General features: G+C 30.3%; 18 protein-coding genes, 1 tRNA gene and 1 pseudogene. 10 read left to right on the top strand and 10 right to left on the bottom strand.

Annotation, left to right across the window (positions count from 1 at the left end):
- Positions 1-31 precede the first annotated feature (31 nt).
- Positions 32-373: a 30S ribosome-binding factor RbfA gene (gene rbfA, locus N1F73_RS01430; RefSeq protein WP_259289872.1), complete on the bottom strand. Its 342-nt coding sequence runs from the start codon at positions 371-373 to the stop codon at positions 32-34.
- A 417-nt stretch (positions 374-790) separates the two neighbouring features.
- Positions 791-1,345, bottom strand: coding sequence for an inorganic diphosphatase (locus tag N1F73_RS01425; RefSeq protein WP_260359615.1), 555 nt, complete (start codon positions 1,343-1,345; stop codon positions 791-793).
- A 159-nt stretch (positions 1,346-1,504) separates the two neighbouring features.
- On the opposite strand from N1F73_RS01425, the gene lpdA reads away from it, so the two are divergent.
- From lpdA to N1F73_RS01400, 5 genes are all read left to right on the top strand, one after another.
- Positions 1,505-2,965: a dihydrolipoyl dehydrogenase gene (lpdA, locus tag N1F73_RS01420; protein WP_259289874.1), complete on the top strand. Its 1,461-nt coding sequence runs from the start codon at positions 1,505-1,507 to the stop codon at positions 2,963-2,965.
- Positions 2,966-3,078: 113 nt separating this feature from the next.
- The gene (gene tapR / locus N1F73_RS01415) at positions 3,079-3,738 is read left to right on the top strand and encodes a TyrS-associated PheT N-terminal domain-related protein TapR (protein WP_260359613.1); all 660 of its coding nucleotides are present in this window, start codon (positions 3,079-3,081) and stop codon (positions 3,736-3,738) included.
- On the top strand, positions 3,739-4,977 hold the full coding sequence (tyrS, locus tag N1F73_RS01410; RefSeq protein ID WP_260359611.1) for a tyrosine--tRNA ligase: 1,239 nt from the start codon (positions 3,739-3,741) through the stop codon (positions 4,975-4,977).
- An 11-nt stretch (positions 4,978-4,988) separates the two neighbouring features.
- Positions 4,989-5,062 (top strand) — tRNA-Thr (locus tag N1F73_RS01405).
- A 270-nt stretch (positions 5,063-5,332) separates the two neighbouring features.
- Entirely contained in the window at positions 5,333-5,809 is a 477-nt protein-coding gene (locus tag N1F73_RS01400) for a nucleoside 2-deoxyribosyltransferase (RefSeq protein ID WP_259289877.1), read from the top strand.
- Between the two features lie 22 nt (positions 5,810-5,831).
- Here the strand turns inward: N1F73_RS01400 and N1F73_RS01395 are convergent, their stop codons facing one another.
- The 3 genes from N1F73_RS01395 to N1F73_RS01385 all read right to left on the bottom strand — a co-directional run bounded on the left by N1F73_RS01395 (position 5,832) and on the right by N1F73_RS01385 (position 9,002).
- Positions 5,832-6,707 carry a potassium channel family protein gene (locus N1F73_RS01395; RefSeq protein ID WP_260359606.1) on the bottom strand — a complete coding sequence of 292 codons (876 nt, stop codon included), beginning with the start codon at positions 6,705-6,707 and terminating at the stop codon, positions 5,832-5,834.
- 136 nt (positions 6,708-6,843) lie between these two features.
- Entirely contained in the window at positions 6,844-8,037 is a 1,194-nt protein-coding gene (locus tag N1F73_RS01390) for an acetate/propionate family kinase (protein WP_259289879.1), read from the bottom strand.
- Complete coding sequence (locus N1F73_RS01385; RefSeq protein ID WP_259289880.1) at positions 8,037-9,002, bottom strand: phosphate acyltransferase; 966 nt, start codon at positions 9,000-9,002, stop codon at positions 8,037-8,039. The genes N1F73_RS01390 and N1F73_RS01385 overlap by 1 nt, the downstream gene beginning before the upstream one ends.
- 478 nt (positions 9,003-9,480) lie before the next feature.
- On the opposite strand from N1F73_RS01385, the gene N1F73_RS01380 reads away from it, so the two are divergent.
- The 5 genes and pseudogenes from N1F73_RS01380 (at position 9,481) to N1F73_RS01360 (ending at position 19,798) form a co-directional block, all read left to right on the top strand.
- Positions 9,481-9,684 carry a hypothetical protein gene (locus N1F73_RS01380; protein ID WP_259289881.1) on the top strand — a complete coding sequence of 68 codons (204 nt, stop codon included), beginning with the start codon at positions 9,481-9,483 and terminating at the stop codon, positions 9,682-9,684.
- A gap of 43 nt (positions 9,685-9,727) precedes the next feature.
- Positions 9,728-10,459: a 2-oxo acid dehydrogenase subunit E2 gene (locus tag N1F73_RS01375; protein ID WP_259289882.1), complete on the top strand. Its 732-nt coding sequence runs from the start codon at positions 9,728-9,730 to the stop codon at positions 10,457-10,459.
- Between the two features lies 1 nt (position 10,460).
- A pseudogene (locus N1F73_RS01370) lies at positions 10,461-10,691 on the top strand (biotin/lipoyl-containing protein); the annotation flags it as partial.
- Positions 10,692-10,829: 138 nt separating this feature from the next.
- A complete protein-coding gene (locus N1F73_RS01365; RefSeq protein ID WP_260359594.1) occupies positions 10,830-18,821 on the top strand; it encodes an ABC transporter permease in 7,992 nt (2,663 codons plus the stop codon).
- Positions 18,821-19,798 (top strand): ABC transporter ATP-binding protein, encoded by a 978-nt coding sequence (locus N1F73_RS01360; RefSeq protein WP_259289885.1) that lies wholly within the window; start codon positions 18,821-18,823, stop codon positions 19,796-19,798. The genes N1F73_RS01365 and N1F73_RS01360 overlap by 1 nt, the downstream gene beginning before the upstream one ends.
- A gap of 40 nt (positions 19,799-19,838) precedes the next feature.
- Here the strand turns inward: N1F73_RS01360 and N1F73_RS01355 are convergent, their stop codons facing one another.
- Genes N1F73_RS01355 through N1F73_RS01335 form a run of 5 tightly spaced genes read right to left on the bottom strand, consistent with a single transcriptional unit; the run spans position 19,839 to position 22,654 of the window.
- Complete coding sequence (locus N1F73_RS01355) at positions 19,839-20,309, bottom strand: hypothetical protein (RefSeq protein ID WP_260359592.1); 471 nt, start codon at positions 20,307-20,309, stop codon at positions 19,839-19,841.
- 11 nt (positions 20,310-20,320) lie between these two features.
- Positions 20,321-21,184 carry a ribosome biogenesis GTPase YlqF gene (gene ylqF / locus N1F73_RS01350; protein WP_396888674.1) on the bottom strand — a complete coding sequence of 288 codons (864 nt, stop codon included), beginning with the start codon at positions 21,182-21,184 and terminating at the stop codon, positions 20,321-20,323.
- A complete protein-coding gene (locus N1F73_RS01345; protein WP_260359591.1) occupies positions 21,177-21,416 on the bottom strand; it encodes a hypothetical protein in 240 nt (79 codons plus the stop codon). The genes ylqF and N1F73_RS01345 overlap by 8 nt, the downstream gene beginning before the upstream one ends.
- Complete coding sequence (locus tag N1F73_RS01340) at positions 21,409-22,131, bottom strand: RNA methyltransferase (RefSeq protein ID WP_260359590.1); 723 nt, start codon at positions 22,129-22,131, stop codon at positions 21,409-21,411. Before N1F73_RS01340 ends, N1F73_RS01345 begins: the two co-directional genes overlap by 8 nt.
- Positions 22,124-22,654, bottom strand: a complete 531-nt coding sequence (locus N1F73_RS01335) for a tRNA (cytidine(34)-2'-O)-methyltransferase (protein WP_260359589.1) — start codon at positions 22,652-22,654, stop codon at positions 22,124-22,126. The genes N1F73_RS01340 and N1F73_RS01335 overlap by 8 nt, the downstream gene beginning before the upstream one ends.
- Positions 22,655-22,657: the final 3 nt, after the last annotated feature.

The raw sequence follows: 22,657 nt of genomic DNA, 5'->3' as shown, positions 1-22,657 counted from the left end.
AAACTTCAACTTTTTTGTTGAAGTTTTTTTGTTATTCTTCTGTCTTAATTTTTTGAAGTATTTTTTCAATTTTCATAGCGTCATCAATTACGTGATCTAATTCAAAGTGAATTTCTGGAACCTTACGTCAATTAAGAGCGTGCGATAATGTTTTTCTAATGTAGCCGGCAGCATTTCTGATTGCTTCAATTCCGTCTTGTGATTTTTCACTAAAAGTCACAAAGACTTTTGCGTGTGACGAATCTGCCGATAATTCACAATCGATAACTGTCGGGTTGATAATATTTACGTTTGTTAAGTCAGTAGTAACAATTTGTGCGATCATTGTTTTTAACTGCGATTCTTTTCTTAATGTGTTGATACTTTTGCTCATATTATCCTTTCTATAGGAGTTTATCTCCTTACTTTAATTATAATTTTTTTACTATGCAAATTTAAATGAGATTATATTTTATTGTAAATTTGTTTAGTCTAAACTTAATCTACTCACAGTATTGTAACAATACACACATAAAAAACGGCATTAATTTAAAAACTATGAAAATTTAGTCGTTAATAGACAAAAAAACCTAAATTGAAATGCTTTCAAAGAAACAAATAAAGATTTTTGTATTTATACCAAAATGAAGAAAGTTAATTAAACTTTTAAAAAATAAACAATTAGAAGTTATATCAAAAGCAGATCTAATCAACACTTAGAGACGACAAATATTGCGAAATTGACAAATTCGCAATGTTTTTATATTTTAATTACTGCCTAAAATTGCTTTAAAAAACATAGAGTTTAACTCTATGCCTCGTATTTTTCAGGATGTAATTGCATCATTTTAGCGATAAATTCTTTTTTAGGCATTTGGCCGTATTTATCCATTAATTCTTTGCATTCTTGCAATTCTTCCAATGCTCATTCAACATTTTCGAAACCTGTTACTTTTGAAGCACCAGGTTTTTTTCAATTTTTGTAGTTGTTGAAAAACATTTCAACATTTTTCAAAAATGGTTCAGGTAATTGATCTAAAGTAGTGATTGTGTCTAATCTATAATCATCAGCGTGGACTGCAATTAATTTGGTATCAGTTTCGCCTGAATCAATCATTTTCATTGCACCAATAATACGTGCGTTCAATAATGAACCTGGAACAAATGTTTCTGGTGAATAAACTAATACATCTAGTTCATCGCCATCTCAATCAAGTGCATTTGGTATAAAACCATAATTTGCTGGATATACAAAATCTCCTCTCAATATTCTATCCACGTGCAATTGACCATCTGCACGATCAAATTCATATTTAATATTTGATCCTTTTTGGATCTCAATTTTAACTTCTACTATATTTGACATACTTTAATTATAAGCATTTTAATGCTATCTCGCAAAATTTAATTAAATATGTAAAATTAATACCATTTTTGGACATTTTTTTATTAAAAAGAAAATTTATTTTTATAATTATATTATTAAAAACGGCAAAAATATTTTTGCCGAAAAGAAAGGATTATTATGAAAAAAGCTTTTAGCGAAAAAGGCGTAGCATACACAGGTAATGTTGACGCTGAATACGAAGTTATTATCGTCGGAGCTGGTCCAGGGGGATATTTAGCAGCCGAAGAACTTGGTAAATCAGGCAAAAAAGTTCTTATTATTGAAAAAGAATTTTGAGGCGGTGTTTGTTTAAATGTTGGATGTATTCCTACAAAAGCAATGTTGGCTTCTGCACACGTTTTAGACATTCTTAAAAATGCTGCTAGCTATGGTGTTGTTGCCAACTTAGAAGATATTAAAGTTGACAAACAAGAAACATGAAGAAAAATGCACGAAAGAAAAGCTGCTGTTGTTAAACAAATTTCTGGTGGTGTAAAAATGCTTATGAAAGGTTCAAAAGTAGCCATCGAAGAAGGACACGCAGAATGACTATCTTCACACGTTGTTAAAGTTAATGACAAAGTTTACAGAGGTGAACACATTATTATGGCAATGGGTAGTCGTGCACGTAAACTTGAACAATTACAAGGTTTTGAACAAGGTTACAAAGATTTCAAACTACTTTCATCACGTGAAGCAATTAATTTTGACAAAGAATTACCAGCTAGTGTAACAATTGTTGGTGGTGGTGTAATTGGTGTTGAATTTGCTCAAGTTTTTGCTACAGCAGGTTCAAAAGTAACTATTATCCAAAATACAGATTCATTACTAACCGGAATGGATAAAGACTTAATTAAAGAAATTACTAAACACTTTAAATCAGCTGGTATTGAAGTTATTTACAACGCTTCAACAAATGGTTTAAACGAAGCTAAAGAATTAATGTACGAAGTTAACGGTGAACAAAAAACAATTCTTTCAGATGTTTACTTAATTGCTGTCGGACGTATTCCAAATTCACACGGTTTAGAAAACACAGGTGTTGAATTAGGTCAAAGAAAAGAAGTGTTGGTTGATGAATACATGCGTACAAATGTTGAAAATGTATACGCTATTGGGGACTTAACTGCTCAAAATATGTTAGCACACGTTGCTTACCAACACGCTCTAACAGCTGTTGCTCACATTTTGGGACACGATGTTAAATACGAACTTACAAAACCAGTTCCAGGTTGCATCTACACACACCCTGAAATTTCTGTAATTGGTATAACAGAAGAAAAAGCAAAAGAATTAGGAATGGATGTATTTTCAGCTAAATACTCATTTGGATATTTAGGAAAAGCTATCGCAACTAAAGATACATCAGGTTTTGCTAAATTAGTTGTTGACCGTTCTACAGGTCTAATTGTTGGTGCTGCTATTATTGGTGCAAATTCAACTGACTATATCGCTGAAATCGGAATGGCAATGCAACACAAACTAACCGTTTCAGACATTACCTATACAACTCACCCACACCCAACATTCAACGAAATTGTTTGAGAAGCAGCTCGTTCAGCTCACTTAAAACTTGAATTAGAAAAAGCAAAAAAATAATTCACTAATATTCTTTAAAAAGAGACATAATTCTGTCTCTTTTTAAATTTGCAGAATATTCAAATAACAATGAGTATTAACAATTAGCCATTTTAATATATAATTTAAAGACTATGGCTATGTTATTTAATTACAATAAAGAATTTAAAAATACATTTGAACTTGTTTTCAATTCATCTATTCAAAGCGAAAAAAATTTAGTGATAAACACTGATGAATATAAGTTTTCAATAAACTATGCAAACAGCAATGACTTAAGAGTTAGCTCAATTATCGTTAGTTCAAAAAACCAATTAATAGAACAAAAACAATTTTCAATTGCTAGCAATCATTTAATCAATAAAATTATTGAAAAAATCAATAAAAACACTGAATTTAAATTCATTTTTGAAGATATTGCAAACATCAAAATCGGTAAAATAATCGAAAGAAAATCTCATCCTAAAAGCGAAAAATTATTTGTTCTAAAGGTTAATTTTGGTGAGTATAGCAAAACAATCATTACCAATACAACATATACGACAGAAGGTAAATATTTAGCTTGATACATGAATGGTTCAATTACACCTGGCGGACTAATAATTAAAAATGGTGAAGTTATGGGTGTAATGAGTGAAGGAATGCTATGTAGTGCAGATTCTTTATCTCTGAGTGAATATACTAATGAATTTGAAAACAATGTATTGGCGAAAATTAGTGAACCTGATAATTATTTAGGCAAAAATATAGAAACGGTTTATACAGAATTGATAAACAAAACCGAGGAGAAATAAATGAATATCATTGAAGAATTAAAACAAAGGGGTATTTTAAAACAAATAAGCAACATTGACAAATTCAATAAGCTAGTCCCTTCACAAACAAGCGTATATGGCGGTTTTGACCCAACAGCTAAAAGTCTTCATCTAGGTAATTACATGTTAATGTCAACTCTTAAAAGATTTAAAGATGCTGGTTTCAATGCTGTTGCTCTTATCGGTGGCGCAACAGGTATGATAGGCGATCCTTCGTTCAAAGATTCTGAACGTGTATTACTAGACAATGCACAAGTAGTTGAAAATAAAAACAGAATTAGAAAACAACTTGAAGGCATTGGCCTAGAAGTTTTTGACAATTTTGATATTTACAAAAATATGAATGTTTTAGAATTTCTAAGAGACGCTGGTAAATTAATAAATATCTCATACATGTTGGCAAAAGACTCTGTTTCTTCTCGTATTGAAAGAGGTCTATCTTTCACTGAATTTGCTTATCAATTACTACAAGGTAATGACTTTTTAGAGCTATATAAAAACAAAAATGTAATGGTACAAGTCGGTGGAAGTGACCAGTGAGGCAATATCACAACTGGCCTAGACATGATTTCGAAAGTAGTTGGCGATAATAATTCAAAAGCTGTTGGAATTACATTAGATTTACTAACAGATGAAAACGGTAAAAAAATTGGCAAAAGTACAGGTGGTGGTTCATTGTGACTAGATAAAGAAATGTCTTCGCCATTTCACATGTATCAATATTTATACAATCAAACTGACGCCATTGTTGAAAAACTATTATTATGATTAACGTTTATTGATATTGAAAAAATTAAAGAAATCATGACAAAACACAATGCAAACACATCTGCTCGTTTTGCACAACAAGAATTAGCCTACAATGTTGTAAAAGATATTTACGGAGAAAGTGAAGCAAAAATTGCTGTCAATATCACTAAGATATTATTTGATAAAAGTTTTGATGCATCAAGCTTAACCATCCAAGATCTTGAACAAATGCAATTATATTTACCAGTTTCAAATATTGCAATCAATGAAAATATAGTCGATAACTTAATAATGAATAAATTCATTTCTTCAAAAAGAGAAGCGAGAGAATTTATCAATAACAAGGCACTTAGAATTGATGACCAAATCATTGGCGAAACAACACAATTCAACCCTCAAAAATACGGCAATAAATTCGCCATTTTCAAAAAAGGTAAAAAACAAACAATAATTTTAAAAGCAATCTAATTGCTTTAAATGCCAGTTTCGCTTAGTGGTAAAGCAGTTGACTCGTAATCAATAGCCACGGGTTCGATTCCCGTAATTGGCACCATATAATTAATAATTACCATTTCAAAATCAGTCTAAAAATTACTATTCAATATAAAGCAATAAAATTTAAACAAAAACATTTGTTTAAATTTTTTATATATCTAATTTGCCAAACATAAATCAACTAATTTTGTCAATAAATACTGAATTAATATGAGTAAAATTTGATTTTTTTAAGCTGAATTAGCATAGTAAAATTTAATGAATATTTTATTTGTTACGTCCTCAATATATCTATAATTAGAGTGTACGAACAAGGAGAGAAAACAATATGAAAAAGATTTATTTTGCTAACGCTTTATTCTCGCAAGCGGAATTAGCATTTAACGAGCAAGTTGTGAAAAGAATAAGAGAATTAGGTAAATATGAGGTCTATTTACCACAAGAAAACTTTTCAATTAACGATAAAACAAAAGTTGCTGATTCAGAAAAAATATATCTAGCTGACAAAAAAGAATTGGAAGATTCACAAATTATTGTCGCAGTTTTAGATGGATTAGTAATAGATCCAGGAGTGGCAGCAGAAATTGGTATGGCGGCTCAAAGAGGAATGAAAATTTACGGGCTAATTACAGATTCTAGACGTACAGGTTATTTACAAAGAAATGATGCACGCTTGGATTTAATATGTAATTCAAAAGCTGAATCTCAATTTATGTATTTCAATTTATTTGTTATTGGAGCAGTTAAAGCTAACGGGCATTTATTCGACAATGTCGATGACTTAATTAAAGAACTAGATAAGTAAAAAATAGCATCAAATTTTGATGCTATTTTTTGCTTCGTTTTTTATTTTCTAATTGAGATTTCAATTCGTGAATGAAACCACCAGCAATAACACCACTTGGTATGGCGAATATTGCTATACCAATTAATGAAAGCACAATTACCATTATTCGACCAGTTTGTGTTGCCGGAGTTAGATCGCCATAACCAATAGTTGTCATCGTTACGGTTGTAAAATATATTGCCTTTAAAAACTGATTTCCATCCGGTACTGTTTGGCCTTCTTTTTTCATAAATATTCCGGTAACTTTGTCATATTCTTCTAAGTAAAAGATAATAGAGAATATTAAAATCACAAATATAATGAATATAAACGTGTATATTAATACTGATTTTTCTTTTTTAAAGACACTAAATAGAGCAGCAAATGGTTTGAAATAAGAAAGCAAGAAAAATAATCTGATTATTCGAACAAGGACTAAATAACGTAATTTAGAAGCTTCTGTTTTGGAAAAACCGGTGTAAATTAAAAGTTGATTAATTGATGGCACCATTATCAAAATCAATAATATACCGATAAAACTAAATGGAAATTTAATTAGATTTAGCAACGGCTTTTTGCCTTTAAACGATATTAAGAACCATAGGAAAAAATCGGCAATTGCAATGATAATAACCAATAAGTCGTTTATACCTAATAGGTAACTTAAAAATTTATGATTTTCTATCACGCTTTTGTCAGCGGCTATAGCTGAAAGAGATGTGAAATAGACAATAAATATTGTTATCATATAGATACGACGAAGAATTTTTGTCATTGTGTGATGTTTATCATCAATTTTAGACATATCACGTGAAGAAGTGACAATAACTTCAGTGATATTACGGAACGTATTCCAATTTTTTGTGTTTTTATTCATGTTTGAATTATATAAAACTTATTGTTTCAGATAGAAACAATAATAATTTCGATTCAATTTATGCAGTTATTGAGCGCTGTTTTGTGTCTGTGGAATATTAAAAAATGCCTTTGTTTTTTACAAAGACATTTTTTAATTATTCATCATGTGATTTTACTAATTCTTTTGCATAACGAGCTATAATAATTTCTTCGTTAGTTCTAACTTTAAATACAGGGAATTCTGATGCAGGAGTTGAAATTTCAAGAAAATCATTATAATCTTGCACGTTTTTAGGTGCTGATAATTTAATACGGTATGAGTTCAATCCTTTTACAATCATGTCTCTTATAACAGGGTCGTTTTCACCTATACCGGCAGTAAATACTAACGCATCGATTCTTTCGCCAATTTTATTTAAATAACTTGAAATATAATCAACTGCTCTAGCAACAAAAATGTCTATAGCAAGTTTTGCATTATTGTTTGTGTTGTAAACATCGTGTAAGTCACGAATGTCATTTGATACACCCGATACACCTAAAAGTCCTGACTTTTTGACCATCATATCGTGAACTTCTTGAATATCTTGTTTTTCAACACGAACTAAGTAATCTGTAATTCCAGGGTCAATAGCTCCAGGTCTTGTTCCCATCATCAATCCGTCCGATGAACTAAAACCAACAGTAACATCGATAGATTTAGAATCTTTAACAGCACAAACAGAAGAACCTGAACCTAAGTGTGCAATGACTACATTAACTTTTTTCTTGTTCAAAATTTTTTGCATTTTGTGTGTTACATATTCATGTGAAAGACCGTGGTATCCGAATTTAAAAATGTGGAATTTATCACTTCACTCACGTGCAATTGGGAATATTCTGTTTACATCTGGAATTGATGTGTGGAATGCTGTATCTTGGCAAATAACTTTTGTTACATTTGGAAGTGAATTTTCAAAACCGGCTACAGCATCTAGAGTTGCTGGTGCATGTAAAGGTATAAATTTAGTAGCTTCTTGAATGCCTGCTCTAACATTTTCGTCAAAAATTACTGGCGAAAGGAAGTTGTGGCCTGCGAATGGGGTTCTAAAACCTACAACTTCAATTTCGCTAAAATCATTTACCACACCGATTTTTCCTCAAAATTTCAATAATTCGGCAACAGCAACTGTATGATTAGGTAAATCAACTTTGTGTTCGTATGTTCTACCATTCATTTTAATAATTATGTTTCCGTCTAGATTAATTCGTTCACATAATCCTTTAGCTAGAACCTCCATTTTAGTGTATGAATATAAAGCTCATTTTAAACTTGAGCTACCGGCATTAACTGTTAATATTTTTTTCATTATAGAAAATCATATCCTTTCAATATTGTGATCGATGTAACATCGATGACATCTTGTACAGTGGCACCACGGCTAAAGTCATTAATTGCACCGTTAACACCAACCATGATTGCACCAACAGCACCATATCCGCCCATTCTTTGTGCAACTTTACATGCGATGTTGCAACTTTCTAAGTTAGGGAAAACAAAAACTCCGGTAGGTTCTTGCGTTGCTGATGGGAATTTGTGTTTTCTAACATTTAAGTCATATGCTGAATCAAATTGTAATTCACCTTCAATTACATTTAAACCTTTTTCTAATGATAATTTCACTGCTTCTCTAACTAAATCAGGGTTTTCCCCTTTTCCTGAACCATTTGTTGAATATGTTAAGAATCCACCTAATGAGTTCATGTTCATTGATTTAGCAAAATCAATGGCATTTTTTGCAATATCAACTAGTTGATTAACATCTGGTTTTTGAACTGTTGAAGGGTCTGTGAAAATAATTTTTTCGTCGCCTTTGTGCATTACGATAATAGATGACATTGTTTTAACACCTGGTTTAGGACCAACACATTTAAAAGCGGCTCTTAAAATATCTTGTGTTGAATAAATTAAGCCGCCAACTGCGCTATCAATGTCTTTATTTCTAATCATCATCGCACCGTAATATGGACGGTAAGCACATAGTTCGCGTGTTTGTTCAATTGTTTCTTTACCCTTTCTGATTTCGGCCATTAATTGAGCATATTTTTCAATTGATTCACTTTCATCTTCTAGAACAATATTTTTTAACCCGTCATCAACGATTTGATCTCTTGTTTCTAAAAGCATTACTGGTTTGGCTAAGTTATTTTTTTGTAGAAAAAGAGCTGCCTCTCTTGATCTTTTATCATCACCGTCTATAAATAGAACAGATAGAATTTTTTCCTTACTTTTTTTTGTTAGTAAGTCATTTATATAGTTACTATAATTCGCCATTTTATCTCCTTAAAAAACTTATTTTTTGTACATTTTAATTTTATATTCTTTACAGAAAAAAGATTGATAAAAAAAGATTTTTATCTATAAAAAAATTTTTTATTATTTTTTGTACGATTTAGCAAAGGACCAATATCACTTAAAATAAATATAATTAGTAAAATGAAACATAAAAGTCTTTGTTTATAAAATATGAACTTTATTTTTCCACAAATTTCCATAATGGGAACAATTTCCTATAAAGTATGTCATCAAAATAAATTGCTTATTTTTTAATTTTTCAAAAAGACTTATTTAAATTTAAAAAAGTAATAAAAAACCAAATTTAATAAGTAAATATAAATTTATATGGAATTGATTTTAATATATAATAATGATAGCAGTTTAGCGATTGTATTGTCATGCATCAATACATCCATTATCGTCAAATTGCAGAATTAATAAATTCGAATTTATATTTCACAACAAGGAGACACACATGTCAAACGAAGAAAAAAAAGAACAAGGCGCGCCTGCTGTTGTAGGACAAATTAAAGTTTCAGATGAAATGCTAGATTTTTCATCATTTAAAAAAGCTACAAAAAATGTTGCTCCAAAAAAAGAAGAAGTTAAGGATGGTGATCTTACACCACGTGAAAGAGCAATTCTTGAAAGATTAAAAGCTAAAGCTGAAAATAAATAATAAAAAATTAAATTAATAAGGTTTATAGAAAAGAGGATAACAAATGTCAGAAATGATTAAACCAAAAGATCTAGTAGCTAAAGTAGAAAAAATTCCACCAATTCGAAAAGCTATTGCTAAAAACCTTAAAAATGTAATGGATAACATCGCATATTGTGCACTTACACGTAAAGGTGATGCAACAACATTGTGAAATTACCGTAAAGCAAATGTTGCTAAAGTTTTAGAAAAAGATGGTGTTAAATTAACATTTTTATCTTGAATTACTAAAGCAACCGCAATCGCTTTAACTGAATTTCCTGCATTTTTAGGTTCATGAAACGCAGAAACCGGAGAAATTACATATCCAGATTCAGTAAATATTAATATTGCTGTTGATACACCATTTGGATTATTAGTTCCAGTAATCAGAAACGTTGAAAAACTTTCTGTTGTTGAAATCCAAAAAGAAATTGTTCGTCTTGCTGCATTAGCACAAGAAAGAAAAATTGGCCCTAAAGATATGGCGGGCGGAAACTTTACAATCACTAATGTTGGATCTGTTGGTGTACTACATGGTTCACCAATTCCAAATGGTGGTCAAGTAGGTATTCTTGCAGTTGGTGCCATTATGGACGAAGTTATCGTAAACAAAGATGGTTCATTCGCGCCATCAAAACAAATTTATTTATCTGTTGCTGCAGACCACCGTTGAGTAGATGGTGCTGATATGGCCAGATTGAATAATAGAATTATTGAATTACTACAAAAACCAGAATTATTAGGAGAATTATAATATGTTTAGAATGAAATTTACAGACATCGGAGAAGGACTACACGAAGGAACAGTTGCTGAAGTATTTGTTAAAGTAGGTGACTCAGTTTCTGAAGGAGATAACCTATTCTCAGTTGAAACTGATAAAATGACATCAGAAATTCCCGCACCAACAACAGGTGTTATTGCTGAAGTTCTAATTGAACCAGGTCAAGAAATCCACGTAGGTGAAGAAATCTTTGTTATCGAAGAAAAATAATAACTAAAAAAACACAGGCAACTGTGTTTTTTTCATACCCTCATGAGATTCCTGCGTTATACACATAAAATAAATTACATTATAATATATAAATATTAATGTAATATAGTAGATAAATTAAAGAGAGTAAATATGTGAAGATTATTTAAGGAAGTTTTTAAGTCATTAAGTAAAAATAAAGTGGTTGTTATAGGCTTAAGTATTTTAGTATTTTTAAGCTCAGCAGTTATCACTTTACTTTCTAATGTCGGCAACGTAATCGTTGGCGGATTTAACAATTATAAACGTGTTTCAAAACTGCATGATGTCAGTGTTGATTTAAACCTTCCAACTCAAGGGGATGCGTATAATCAAGGTTATTTCATTAACGGCGAGAGCTCACAAACACTCTCATCAACCGGAAAAAAAGGGTATACACCAATTATTTATGACATTGACCAAAGCTTATATAACAGTTATGGTCAAGCGGCTAAGGAATATTTATTCGCTAACCAAAACGAGTTATACACTGACTCATTAAGTGAATATATTCCTTTTAGTGAATTAGGAATCAATGATCCTGAGTTGAACAATAAATATTTCCATCGTGACGACTTGTTGAATCTTTACTCAATATTTTTAGCAGAAAAAAGCAATAATATTACAGATAAATCAATCGATTTTATTCTTAATGATCCAAATAACGCAAGAATTTCTCTTTACAACAACCATTCTTTCGATGTTTATAAATATCAAGACAATTTTTATTCACATATGACTGAAAATGTGTCAATTCAGCCAAGTGAAAATGTTCACTTTGATAGTGATGTTCAATTAGGGAAAATTATAAGCTTCAAAACAATTCAAGACAGATTGTACGCAACACAGGTTGCTTCGCTTTATATCAATGTTGAAACTAAAGAAATTACTGAAAATTTCCAAAAAGCATCTAAGTGAATAAACGAAAATAAAGCATTTATAGTGCCGCCACACGCAATAGCAACTGCACTAGGTTTCGAGCGAGCCGAGCAAAATGGTACTACAGTTTTTGTGCAAACAAACCCGCATAAAGATTTGCATAATATTATTAAAAATTACGAAAACACAATCGATGAGTTAAGTGTTTTTGAAAACCAAATACCACTTTCGTTATTTTCACAAAAACCAATCAACATAGAGAAAAATATCAATAAAGTTATTGAAAATGGTACTGACTTAAAAATTAACGGATCATGAATTATAAACAACAAAAGTCAGACCCAATTTTTAAGAAATAATTACTATACTTCTTTTGTTGACAAAGAACAAAGCAAAAATAAATGAACCGGTGCCTTTAAAACATATATTCAGTCATTAGGTGATATTCGTGCTCAAAATCGAAATGACGATTGAAACGAGCTTGAAACATTCTCAAATTGAGTTAAATTAAAAACAAACACTTATACGCCATTTGAACAAAATTTAAGCGGTGAGTGGGTTCTTGATCCAAAACACGCAAGAACCATTGAAACAGAATTGCCGCTGAGTGATGGTTTTGACTTTTCTGATATCTCACGTGTAAAATTATTCACTAATGATAATAGAGTTAATTTACTGGGTGAACCTTATAAAATATCACAAAATAACTCAACTTCAATAATAGATATTGAAACAAAGTCATTATTTGGCAAAGCACAAGATGATTTTATTAAACTAAGCAATCAAGAAAAACTTGAATTATTGAATAACCAAAATCTTTTGAGTGAAAAATATACATTCATCAATGCGAAAGCTTATGACGCTACCAAACAATTGATAGTTAATCGGATAATTGACATTGTTGGCAATGAAAATATTGGTTTAAGACAAACAATAACTGTTGACGGAATTAATGAAGAAACAGGGAAACAAAATGTGTTTCATTTTATCAATTCCGGAGATGAAAATTATTCAATTTCGGGAATTAAATTAAATGTTGGTTCATTGTACAATGAAAAACTTGAACCAACTGCATTAACTCAACTTGAGAGTGCAACTACTTCTTTATACAATTCACCACAACTAAACCCATTTGTTGCTGCTTTATTAATTCAATCAATATCAAAAAACTTATATCCAGATCCCGAATATGTATCACCTATGTATCGTTTTGCTGATGTTATTGATATTAGTGAACAAAGCGGACAAGAAAAAATTATAAACAACGCAAAAATAGTAATGTTAGCCGACTTTGCTAACGATGATAAAAATCACAATAATGAAACAAATAATTTAGGTGTTTTTGCTGTAGGTAATAAATTTAAAATTGTTTTAGAACAAAACAATAAATACATAGTCGAATACACAAAAAATATGCCATATGAAGGTATGGATATTGGTTTACTAACTCGGTTCTTGTCAAAAAATAATTTAACTATAGCCCTTAAAAATATTAAAACTAGCGGTAGAGGTTGAACGCTTAGAGATAAAGAATTCGATAATGTTAATTACATTCCAATTTATTTCTTATCTCCTAAATCTGAATTAATTAATGATGTTTTACGCAATGGCAGAATTGATATTTTGCCCGAAACTATTGAAAAATATTTATTTAACTCAGACTTAATTAAAAAAGATTTTCTAACGGTAGAGCAAATACTACAAATATCAAAAATAATGAAAAAAGTGTTGAACAAACACAATTTTGCCGCTGTGTTTGCCAACGGTAAACTAAATAAAGGTATTCTGCCTGAATTAATGATTGATTTTGCTTACGAATTGAGCCATACATCGAGTGGTGATTTGTTAAAACAAATAATTTCAAGAATATTATTACAAGCCAATAAACAAATAACTAACAATAAAGATATTGAACATCAAAAAGAACTATTAGCTTTAGAAGTCGATAACTTGTTTAAAACAATCAAGGTATTAGGCAACATTGATCTAAACAGTTTTATCTCCCCTGAAGCTTTAGCTAAATCTTCAATATCACCAACAAAATTTATTGATTCATTCATCAAAATAGTAAATTCAATTGATATCAAAAAATTCAGCGAGCTTGCTCATGAATGATTTGAAAACCACAACAATAAAGTAATTGTTGAAAATAACATTGAATATGTAACCAAATTAAGTAGTGGACGAATGATTGAATGAATTTTCTCATCAATTAATCAAAACTTATTGAAGGAAGGCCTATCAGAATTAATTCAAAACCTTGATTTATCTTATGTAATTGACTTAGATAATACAAATTCAATTATTTATCGGTTATTACAAAATTTTGTGCCAGATTTAATTCAACCATTAAAACCTATAGTTAGAAAAATCACAGTAATCGATGAAAATGACCCTACTTATTCAAATGTTAAAGAGGGCATCATCAATTTCATAAATAGTATTAACTTTAATATTTTGGCTAACGAATTATCAAAATCAATAAAACCAAAACTAGTTAAATACAGTCATAAAGTATTTGATGAGCAGACTTCTAAATATGTTGATAAATTCTACAACGTTGCTTTAGATAGAATTTCACCGAAAGCGGGCATAATATCATTTTTAAAATCAATATTTAGTTTGCCTGGTTCAAACCGTACATTTAAAGAGAATATTATTAAAATGTTTAACTTATCTGATAAAGTTAAAGAAATTGAGATAAAAGGGACAAACCAAAGAGTTTATGTACCTGATAATGATGATGAAAAACTTTCTTTCTTTGACTTTTTAGGTATTTTCACTAATCTGCTTAAAAACAACAGTAATAAATTATTTAAAAATTATGTGTACGAACAAAAATTGACAAATCTATTGAACTATGTTTCAAATTCAAAATTAGAAACGTTCAATTTAAATGATTTTGCAATTCAAGACAGTGCGTTTATTAGAGAATTTAACATCATAACAGCTGATATTTCAAAAAATGAATTAATTAAAAAAATTAGTAATTTATTAGAATTTATTCAACAAACAAAAGGTGGTACAAACACTTTCCTAGATGAAAACGAAAAAACAGGAACTGACTTACTATTTGATTTAGCAAAATTTGAAGATGGTAATAGTTCATGACTAATTATTAAGAAAATAATCGAATCTACAGCAGGTGTTGAAATCGAAAACGAATATGCATTGGCACCACAAGCTTTCGATATTTACTTGTCTTATGTTCAAATGTATTTGAATAAAGATGCTAACATAATTCAAGCAAACAAATTTGTTAAGGATTTCCTTGCTTTCGCTATTAAGCCAAGTGTATTAAAACTATCACAAGCCAAATCAGCAAACGAAAACATTCCTTTTGAAAAATCATTAGATTACTACATTACTGAATATTTAGCAAATCATAGAACTGTTGATATATTCAATACTGATGCAAATGGTGATTTTATAAATGCTGATGTTCAAAAATTAGTAGCGTCAAATCCGCAATACAAAGACTGAATACTTAACAATAAACAATTGCTTATTACTCAATTATCTTATATTGGTGCGAGTGCTAAATTCAGTTCGAATTCAACAACACACCAAAATGGTATTTATCACTATGTAATCAGTAAATTTATTGACAATTACATGTCAAAACCTTCATTCTACTCAGTTAAAGAAATTGCGGCTTTAATGATTTCAAAAATTACACCATCATTACCAACGCAAATATTTGATATACCAAGCACCATCACAAACCCTATCTTAAGATTTGTCTTCCCTGAAGTTTCGTTGACATTCCTTGCGTCACAAAAACAAGACAACAATTTAATCAACGGTAATTTAGCTTATTTAGTGCTTAATAAGATTGGTAATTTTGAAGAGTTAATTGATGAAAATAGCGATAGCTATAAACAACTAAATAACCTATTAGAAACAGCATTTATTGACAAAGATACTTCATTGGTTCCGCTAAACTTAGATGAAAATCAAAATCTTCTAATTGATGGCCCTGTAATAGCTGAATTACAATCAAATTCACAAATTCTTCCACCTATTTTCGGAGTCAATATCGCCCAAATAATTCCTGAATTAATTAGAGATATTGTTGAACCTAAAGAAATTAAAGAAATTGTCTTTAACTCGCCTTCGAGTTATGTTGCTAAAGCTAATTTCGCTTACTTAATTAAAAATAATAAGGAGATTTTTAACGGTACAATTCCGAGCGATCCTTTACAAATTAATGATTTTGTCAATAATTTAGACACAAAATACATTCTTAATGTTAACGGGGTAAAATTCATAATTGTTGGTGAGGAAACCACTGTTGATTATATTTATCCAGTTATTGACGAAAATAATTTACAAGTAAATACTGAAAGTCAAGCTTTAGTCTATGTCAACAATTATGGTTTTTCACGTGTCAAATTAGCATATCGTGGTAACGTAATTAAACAATCATTACTCGTTAAAAACAATGGTTCAATTAGCAACCAAGAACTTAAAAAAGAAATCACAAAAATTGTTGATTCATCAATAAGTGATTCAAACAAATTACAAAGGGTTTTCCTATCTAGCGAAATTGACCCAATTAACCCCGAAAGAGCACTAAGAATAAATACTGTCGGTTCAATGATTAACTTAATTGAAATTACAACATTATCTGTGCTAATTGTCTTGTCATTAGTTGTCAGTGTTTCTATTATATTTATTATTAAAAGATACATTGCTAACAAGTACAAAGTTTTAGGTATTCTTGTTGCCCAAGGATATACGGCATGACAAATTGCTCTCTCACTTACTGTCTTTGCTCTTGTTACTTCCGTTATTGGTGGGGTATTAGGCTACACCATTGGTAATAAATTACAACTCGTGTTGCTTGAAATATTCTCCGGCTATTGAACATTGCCGAAAGAAACAATAAGATTTAACTGAATTTCAATGATTTTTACAGTATTTATACCATTTATTGGAATGAGTTTATTGATCTTTGTTGTTTCCCTAATTTCCTTGCGTTATAAACCTAATGAGTTAATCACAGGAATTGTAACTACACCAAAATCGAAACTACTTACCAACTACTTTAAACTTAAACCAAAAGCAAATGTTAAGTCGAGATTCTCATTTGTCTTGGCATTAAACAACTTCTGAAAATTAACAGCATTTGCTGTTAGTGTAATGTTAACAGGTGTGACGACAATGTTTGGTATTGCCTCCCACAATACATTCAAGAAGACAATAAACCAGACATATCTAAACAGACATTACACCTTTAAGGTTGATTTACAGACGCCTACTATTGAAGGTGGTCCATATAAACTATATTCACCTACAGATTTAAGCAAAAACATTTATACGCCTATTGGTGAATCGATTGAGTCACAAAGAGAGATATTTGATTACTTTAGACCTGGTTATTCATCTGTTATAAACAAAGGTGGTTTAAACGGAATAAAAAATGCTTCTGACTCAAGTTTTGATTCGCACATTCTAACTCAATTCTCTGCTTCAATTAAAGTTGACGCCGGAGTATCGGCCGACCCATGATTAGTTGCTTATAACTCGATGCCTGATTCTCAAAAAGCAAAAATTGACAAATCGAGAGATAAAGTTGGAGCTTTATTAGAAAAAACACAAAACTATCAAACTGAATTGCACTGATTTGTTGACCCAGTTTCGAAAAATCTTGCATTACGTAACTCACGTGATAAAAATGTAAGTTTCTTCAAATACTATCGTTCACCATACGAAAAACAAGGTAAATTTGTGTATGCTTATTGAGATGGTGATGAATATCAACTAAAACCAATAACAACTGAGAAAAATATTCGTCTAGAGTATCGTAACTTCTTAATTAAGGGATACAGAATTCTTGAAGAACGAATTAGACAGGAAGAATTGGACCCAACATTAATCAACAAGGCTCCTAATGGTGTAGAACCAGACTATTCAAAATACGATTATTGATTGAATGACATTGGTCAAATTTACGGCCCTACGATTAATGATTATTTCATTAGTTTTGGCGGTGTGCAATTTAATGAAAAACATGACCAAGTTTATACATATCTATCATCAAATATGAATGGTAATGAAATAAAAATTTATGGTTACCAAAACAATTCACCTTATGTTAAGTTAGAAAACAAAAACGGTGATGATTTATACACAAAATTGTATTCATTTAACAAAGAAAATGTTTATCCATTGGTAATCAACGAGACAGTTGCAAGAAAAAGTCTATTGAAAGTTGGAGATAAACTTGAATTAAGTATTGATAATCACATCAATAGATTCCATAACAAAATTCTTGCTCAAATCAATGGCGAAAATGCTCAAAAATACAAAGCAAACTTTGAAATTGTCGGCATTAACTCAACATACATTAATTCCGAATATATAACAACATATGATGCAGCCAATAAGCTAATCGGATTTGACGCATTTAATCTACCGAGTGATTTTATCAAATTTAACGGAATTTTAACCAATAATAAAGAGCCTCTACAAGTAACTCAATCAACTGGCCTATATTCAATGAGCGGTTACTGATCGGGTATTGATTCATTTGATATTTCAAGCACTTCGCCTGAAACATTAAAATCAATGTTTGATCAAATATTCAATCCAACAAATGGTGTTCTAGCCAAAACATTAACAGCCGATCAGATAATGAAATTTTTAGACTCTTCAAAAACAAAATTTGATCAAGCAACATACGATAATATTCGTCAACAACCTAAAGAAGCATTAACTAAATTCTCTGAAGCATACAATAATAAAATCTATGTTGCCCTTTCAACATCAATTGACTCAAAAGACATTGAAGCCGGCTTCATAACTCAAATCAGTTCAACAATTCAGTCAATATCATTTGTTATAATTGCCTTGAGTTTTACAATATCACTGATTATTTTAGTGATTATGTCAACGATAATGATTGGTGAGAACCAAAAAAACATCGCTATTTGATCTATACTTGGATATAACCAAAAAGAAAAAACCAAAATGTATTTCGGTGTTTATATTCCATTCATTTTAATAGCAATATTATTCTCTATTCCAGCAGTAATTCTAACAATACACATATTCAATATATTCTTGTTGAATTTCACTAATATTGCACTATCGTTATCTCTATCATGAGTGCACGTCTTGATTACAACCATATTGATATTTGCTATATTTATAGTAACTTCGTTTATTACCTGAATCACAGTCAATAAAATGAAACCTGTTGACTTATTGAAAGGAAAATAATGAGCAAGATAAACAAAAATTGATTTAAGAAAAAAAATAAACTTAGCCCTGAAGAAACTCAGTATTTAAATCTACAATCGCAAACCGGTGAATTTATTGTAAAAGATAAGATTACAACTAAAAACATTTTTGAAATCGCTGATTCAATCGGTGAAGCTAGAAGTTTTGTTGTCCCTTCACGTGTCGCTCGTTTTCTTAAGCGAATTGCTAAATACAAAAGAAAAAAAGACGGTAAAGAAAAAGACCAAAACACCAACGATAACATAATTGAAGTTAGAAATGTAAGTAAATATTATGTCACAGCCAATGTCGTAACAAAAGTTTTAAAACACATCAACCTAGAAATCAAACGTGGCGAAATTGTTTTAATTCTTGGTGTCAGCGGCGGCGGTAAATCAACGTTATTGAATCTTATTTCTGGTTTAGATCGACCTACATTGGGAGATATTATTGTCGACAATATCAATTTGCCTTATCATTCTGACAGAACATTAACCAAATTTCGTAGAGATTCTGTAAGTTTCATTTTCCAAAATTACAACTTGTTAGAAAATCTTAATACTTTCGACAACATAATGACTGGTGTCTGATTACAAAAAGATAAATCTAGACGTTTAGATTTAACCGAGTTATTGAATACTTACGGCATGGGAGATCAAATAAATAAATTTCCTTCACAAATGTCTGGTGGTCAACAACAACGTGTATCGATTATGCGTGCGTTAGCAAAAAATGCCCCAATAATCTTTGCTGATGAACCAACAGGAGCACTTGATGAGCAGACAACAAGAATTGTGTTAAACTCTTTATATAATATCAATCGAGATTTAAAAACAACAGTTGTTATGGTTAGTCATAACCCTGCGATGTCAGCAATGTGTCATCGTGTCGTTCATATTGATAAAGGTGTAATTAAAAAAATAGACATCAATAAAAATCCTTTACATCCCGATAAAATCGGTTTGTATAATGAATAACAAAAAAGCACTATCAAGTGCTTTTTTTGTTATAAAAAAATTATTGGTTATTTTTATCGTTTGTATCTTCTCTATCTTTTTCGCTTTTTAACTGTTCTATTTGGTCTTTAAATTCTTCGTCACTAATTGGTAGTAAATATCTATCAGGATATCTTTTGAAAGCTGCTATGATTCATGCTCTAATTAATTTTCTTTGGTCTTGTACATTTGCCCCTTTAATAACTCTTGAGACAATAACCATTATTAAAACATTAGCAACTAATCATCAAACAGAAACAATAAACGCTAGAATCAATAAAACCATTCCTGATATAAGATTGGCTGTTGGTGTTGTATTATTAGATTTAATTAAAGAGTAAGTTATCAACCCAAGCAAAGTACCAATAATCAATACCATTAACGATGATGACTGAAGAGACAATAAAGTTCGTGATCTAAAATGCTCTGCATTTTTATCAATAACTTTTTCTCATGTTTCGATTTTTTGTTCTAATGTGTATTTTTTCTTCATAATTTCTTCTCCTAATCGTAAGTAACATTTTTTAAATTACGAACTCAATTTAAAAAGAACTTATATGTTCGATTTAAGTCTATCTTATTATTAACTTTAAAACCTCTAAGATTGGCTAAAGCCGAAAATATATTATGTTTATCAATGTCGCTTAATTCGTCATGTGTGCTGATTTCAATACCCAGTTCCTCTTTAAATCTGTGTGCGTAATATTTGTGAATGATTGTTAGAAATGAATTAGCAAGAAACATGATTGGGAATATTTTAGTTTCAATTGAGCCTATCATAGCCAGTTTTGTGGCTGCTTCCTGGTCTTCGTGTTTAGGAATCAAAATTCCAGGAGTATCCATGAAATAAAAATTGTCAATAGCTACTCACTGTTTTGCTCTCGTGACACCAGGAAAGTTAGCAACTTTTAAAGATTTTTTCTGACTTAAAAGATTAATTAACGTACTTTTTCCTGCGTTAGGAACACCTAAAACAAATGCCTTAATTTTAGAAATCAGTAAACCTTTTTCTTTATCACGTTTTACTTTTTCTCTTGTGATTTTTTCAATATTATTCAGTATTATTGAACGGCTTTTTTGTTTTCTTAAGTCAAGTCACAATAATGTTGAACCTTTGAAGCGTTGCTCAATAACTGCTTTTTTAGTCTTGTCCATTAAATCGCTTTTGGTAATAACAAACAATCTTGGTTTATGAGGAGCAATAGCATCAAAATCTTCATTATAACTACTGATTGGGCAACGTGCATCCAAAACAATAATAAATACATCAGCAATAGTTGCGTTTGTTTTAATTTCACGCATTCCTTTCGCCATATGGCCCGGATATCAGTTGATTAAATTCTTGTGTTCATCGGATATTTTAATCACTACTTCCTCCCTCTATTTTCTTACTAAATCTTAAGGAGCTAATTTCATTTTCTAAATTTTGATTTTTGATTAGTTCACTCATTAAAGTATTATTCAAAATATTTATCTTTTTTTCGCATTCATTCAATAAAAACACTAAATCATCAATGATTGCTGTTGTTTCAGGTACGCTGTAGCCGTTAAACTCACGGCCGATATTATGGAATCTTTCTAAAATTTCTTCTTTATTCATTGTTTTCTCCATTGTATGTTCTACTCAAAATTATACCACCCGCAACAGCAACATTAAGACTCTCAAATTCAATAGGTATGTATACTTTTTCAGTAGCGAATGAGTATAATTCTTTATTTACTCCGTGTCCTTCATTGCCTAAAACAATAACTTTATTCGATCTTGGATAAGAAATTGTGTTGTATGGTTTTGAGTCTTTATCTAGAGTTGTAATATAAATTTTGTTTGTCTTTGCTAACTTTGCAATTTCTTCTTTTGAATCTGAATAATTAATTATGTTGATTTTAAATATTGCCCCTTGTGTTGAACGAATAATTTTAGGGTTATAAACATTAACATTTGTAAAAACAGTATCGTAGCCAAACGCAATTGCACTGCGAATAATTGTGCCTATATTGCCAGGGTCTTGAACATTGTCGCAAAAGACAATATTTTTGCCCACAGTAAAATTTTCTGGTTTTTTACACAAAGCAACAAAACCTTCCGGAGATTTTGCACTTGCAATCGCTTTTAAAACATTGTCAGTAATTTTTATTGAATTTTTGAATAAATTTGTGTTGTTTAATTCAAAAATTTGTTCAATTTTAATATTATTATTTATTGCTTCTTGAATAATGTTTTTGCCTTCAATCACAAAATGAGTTTTGTCGCCCTTTAAAATCTTTTTAACTCGTTTAATTAATTTATTTTCAGTACTAGATATCAAATTACTCATCTATATTCTCCAAGTAATTTTTGCCTTTTTGGGTTTCAAAAACACTTAATCCATCGAAGTTTAATTGACGCATGATTTCAAAACCAATAATTGACACACAATTAGCTAAATTAAGACTTCTCATTGCCGACACCATCGGAATTCTTAAACAATTATCAAGATTATCGTGAAGTATTTTTTTATCAATTCCGGTGGACTCACGACCAAACATTATTCAAATTTCACCTTCTGTTTTAGCTATTTTCAAAAAATTAGGTTCAACATATGTTCGCAATCCATAACGAGTTATGTATCAAATATTCTTGTTAGAATATTTTTTATGAAAATCTTCATATGAAGCATGAACTTCATGTTGAATATCACTTAATAATCTACCTGCCGCAGGTCTAGATAATTTATTTGGCAGCAATTCAAAACCTAGCGGTTTTATAATGTGTAATTTTGCTCCTAATGCATAACAAGTACGAATAATATTTCCGGTATTAGGTGATATTTCAGGTTGATATAAAACGATATTTAACATAAT

This window comes from Mycoplasma sp. HS2188 (assembly GCF_025209835.1).
In the GTDB taxonomy this organism is placed as follows: Bacteria; Bacillota_I; Bacilli_A; order Mycoplasmatales; family Metamycoplasmataceae; genus Mycoplasmopsis.
Note: the sequence above shows the minus strand (reverse complement) of the source record. Positions and strands in the feature narration are given on the sequence as shown.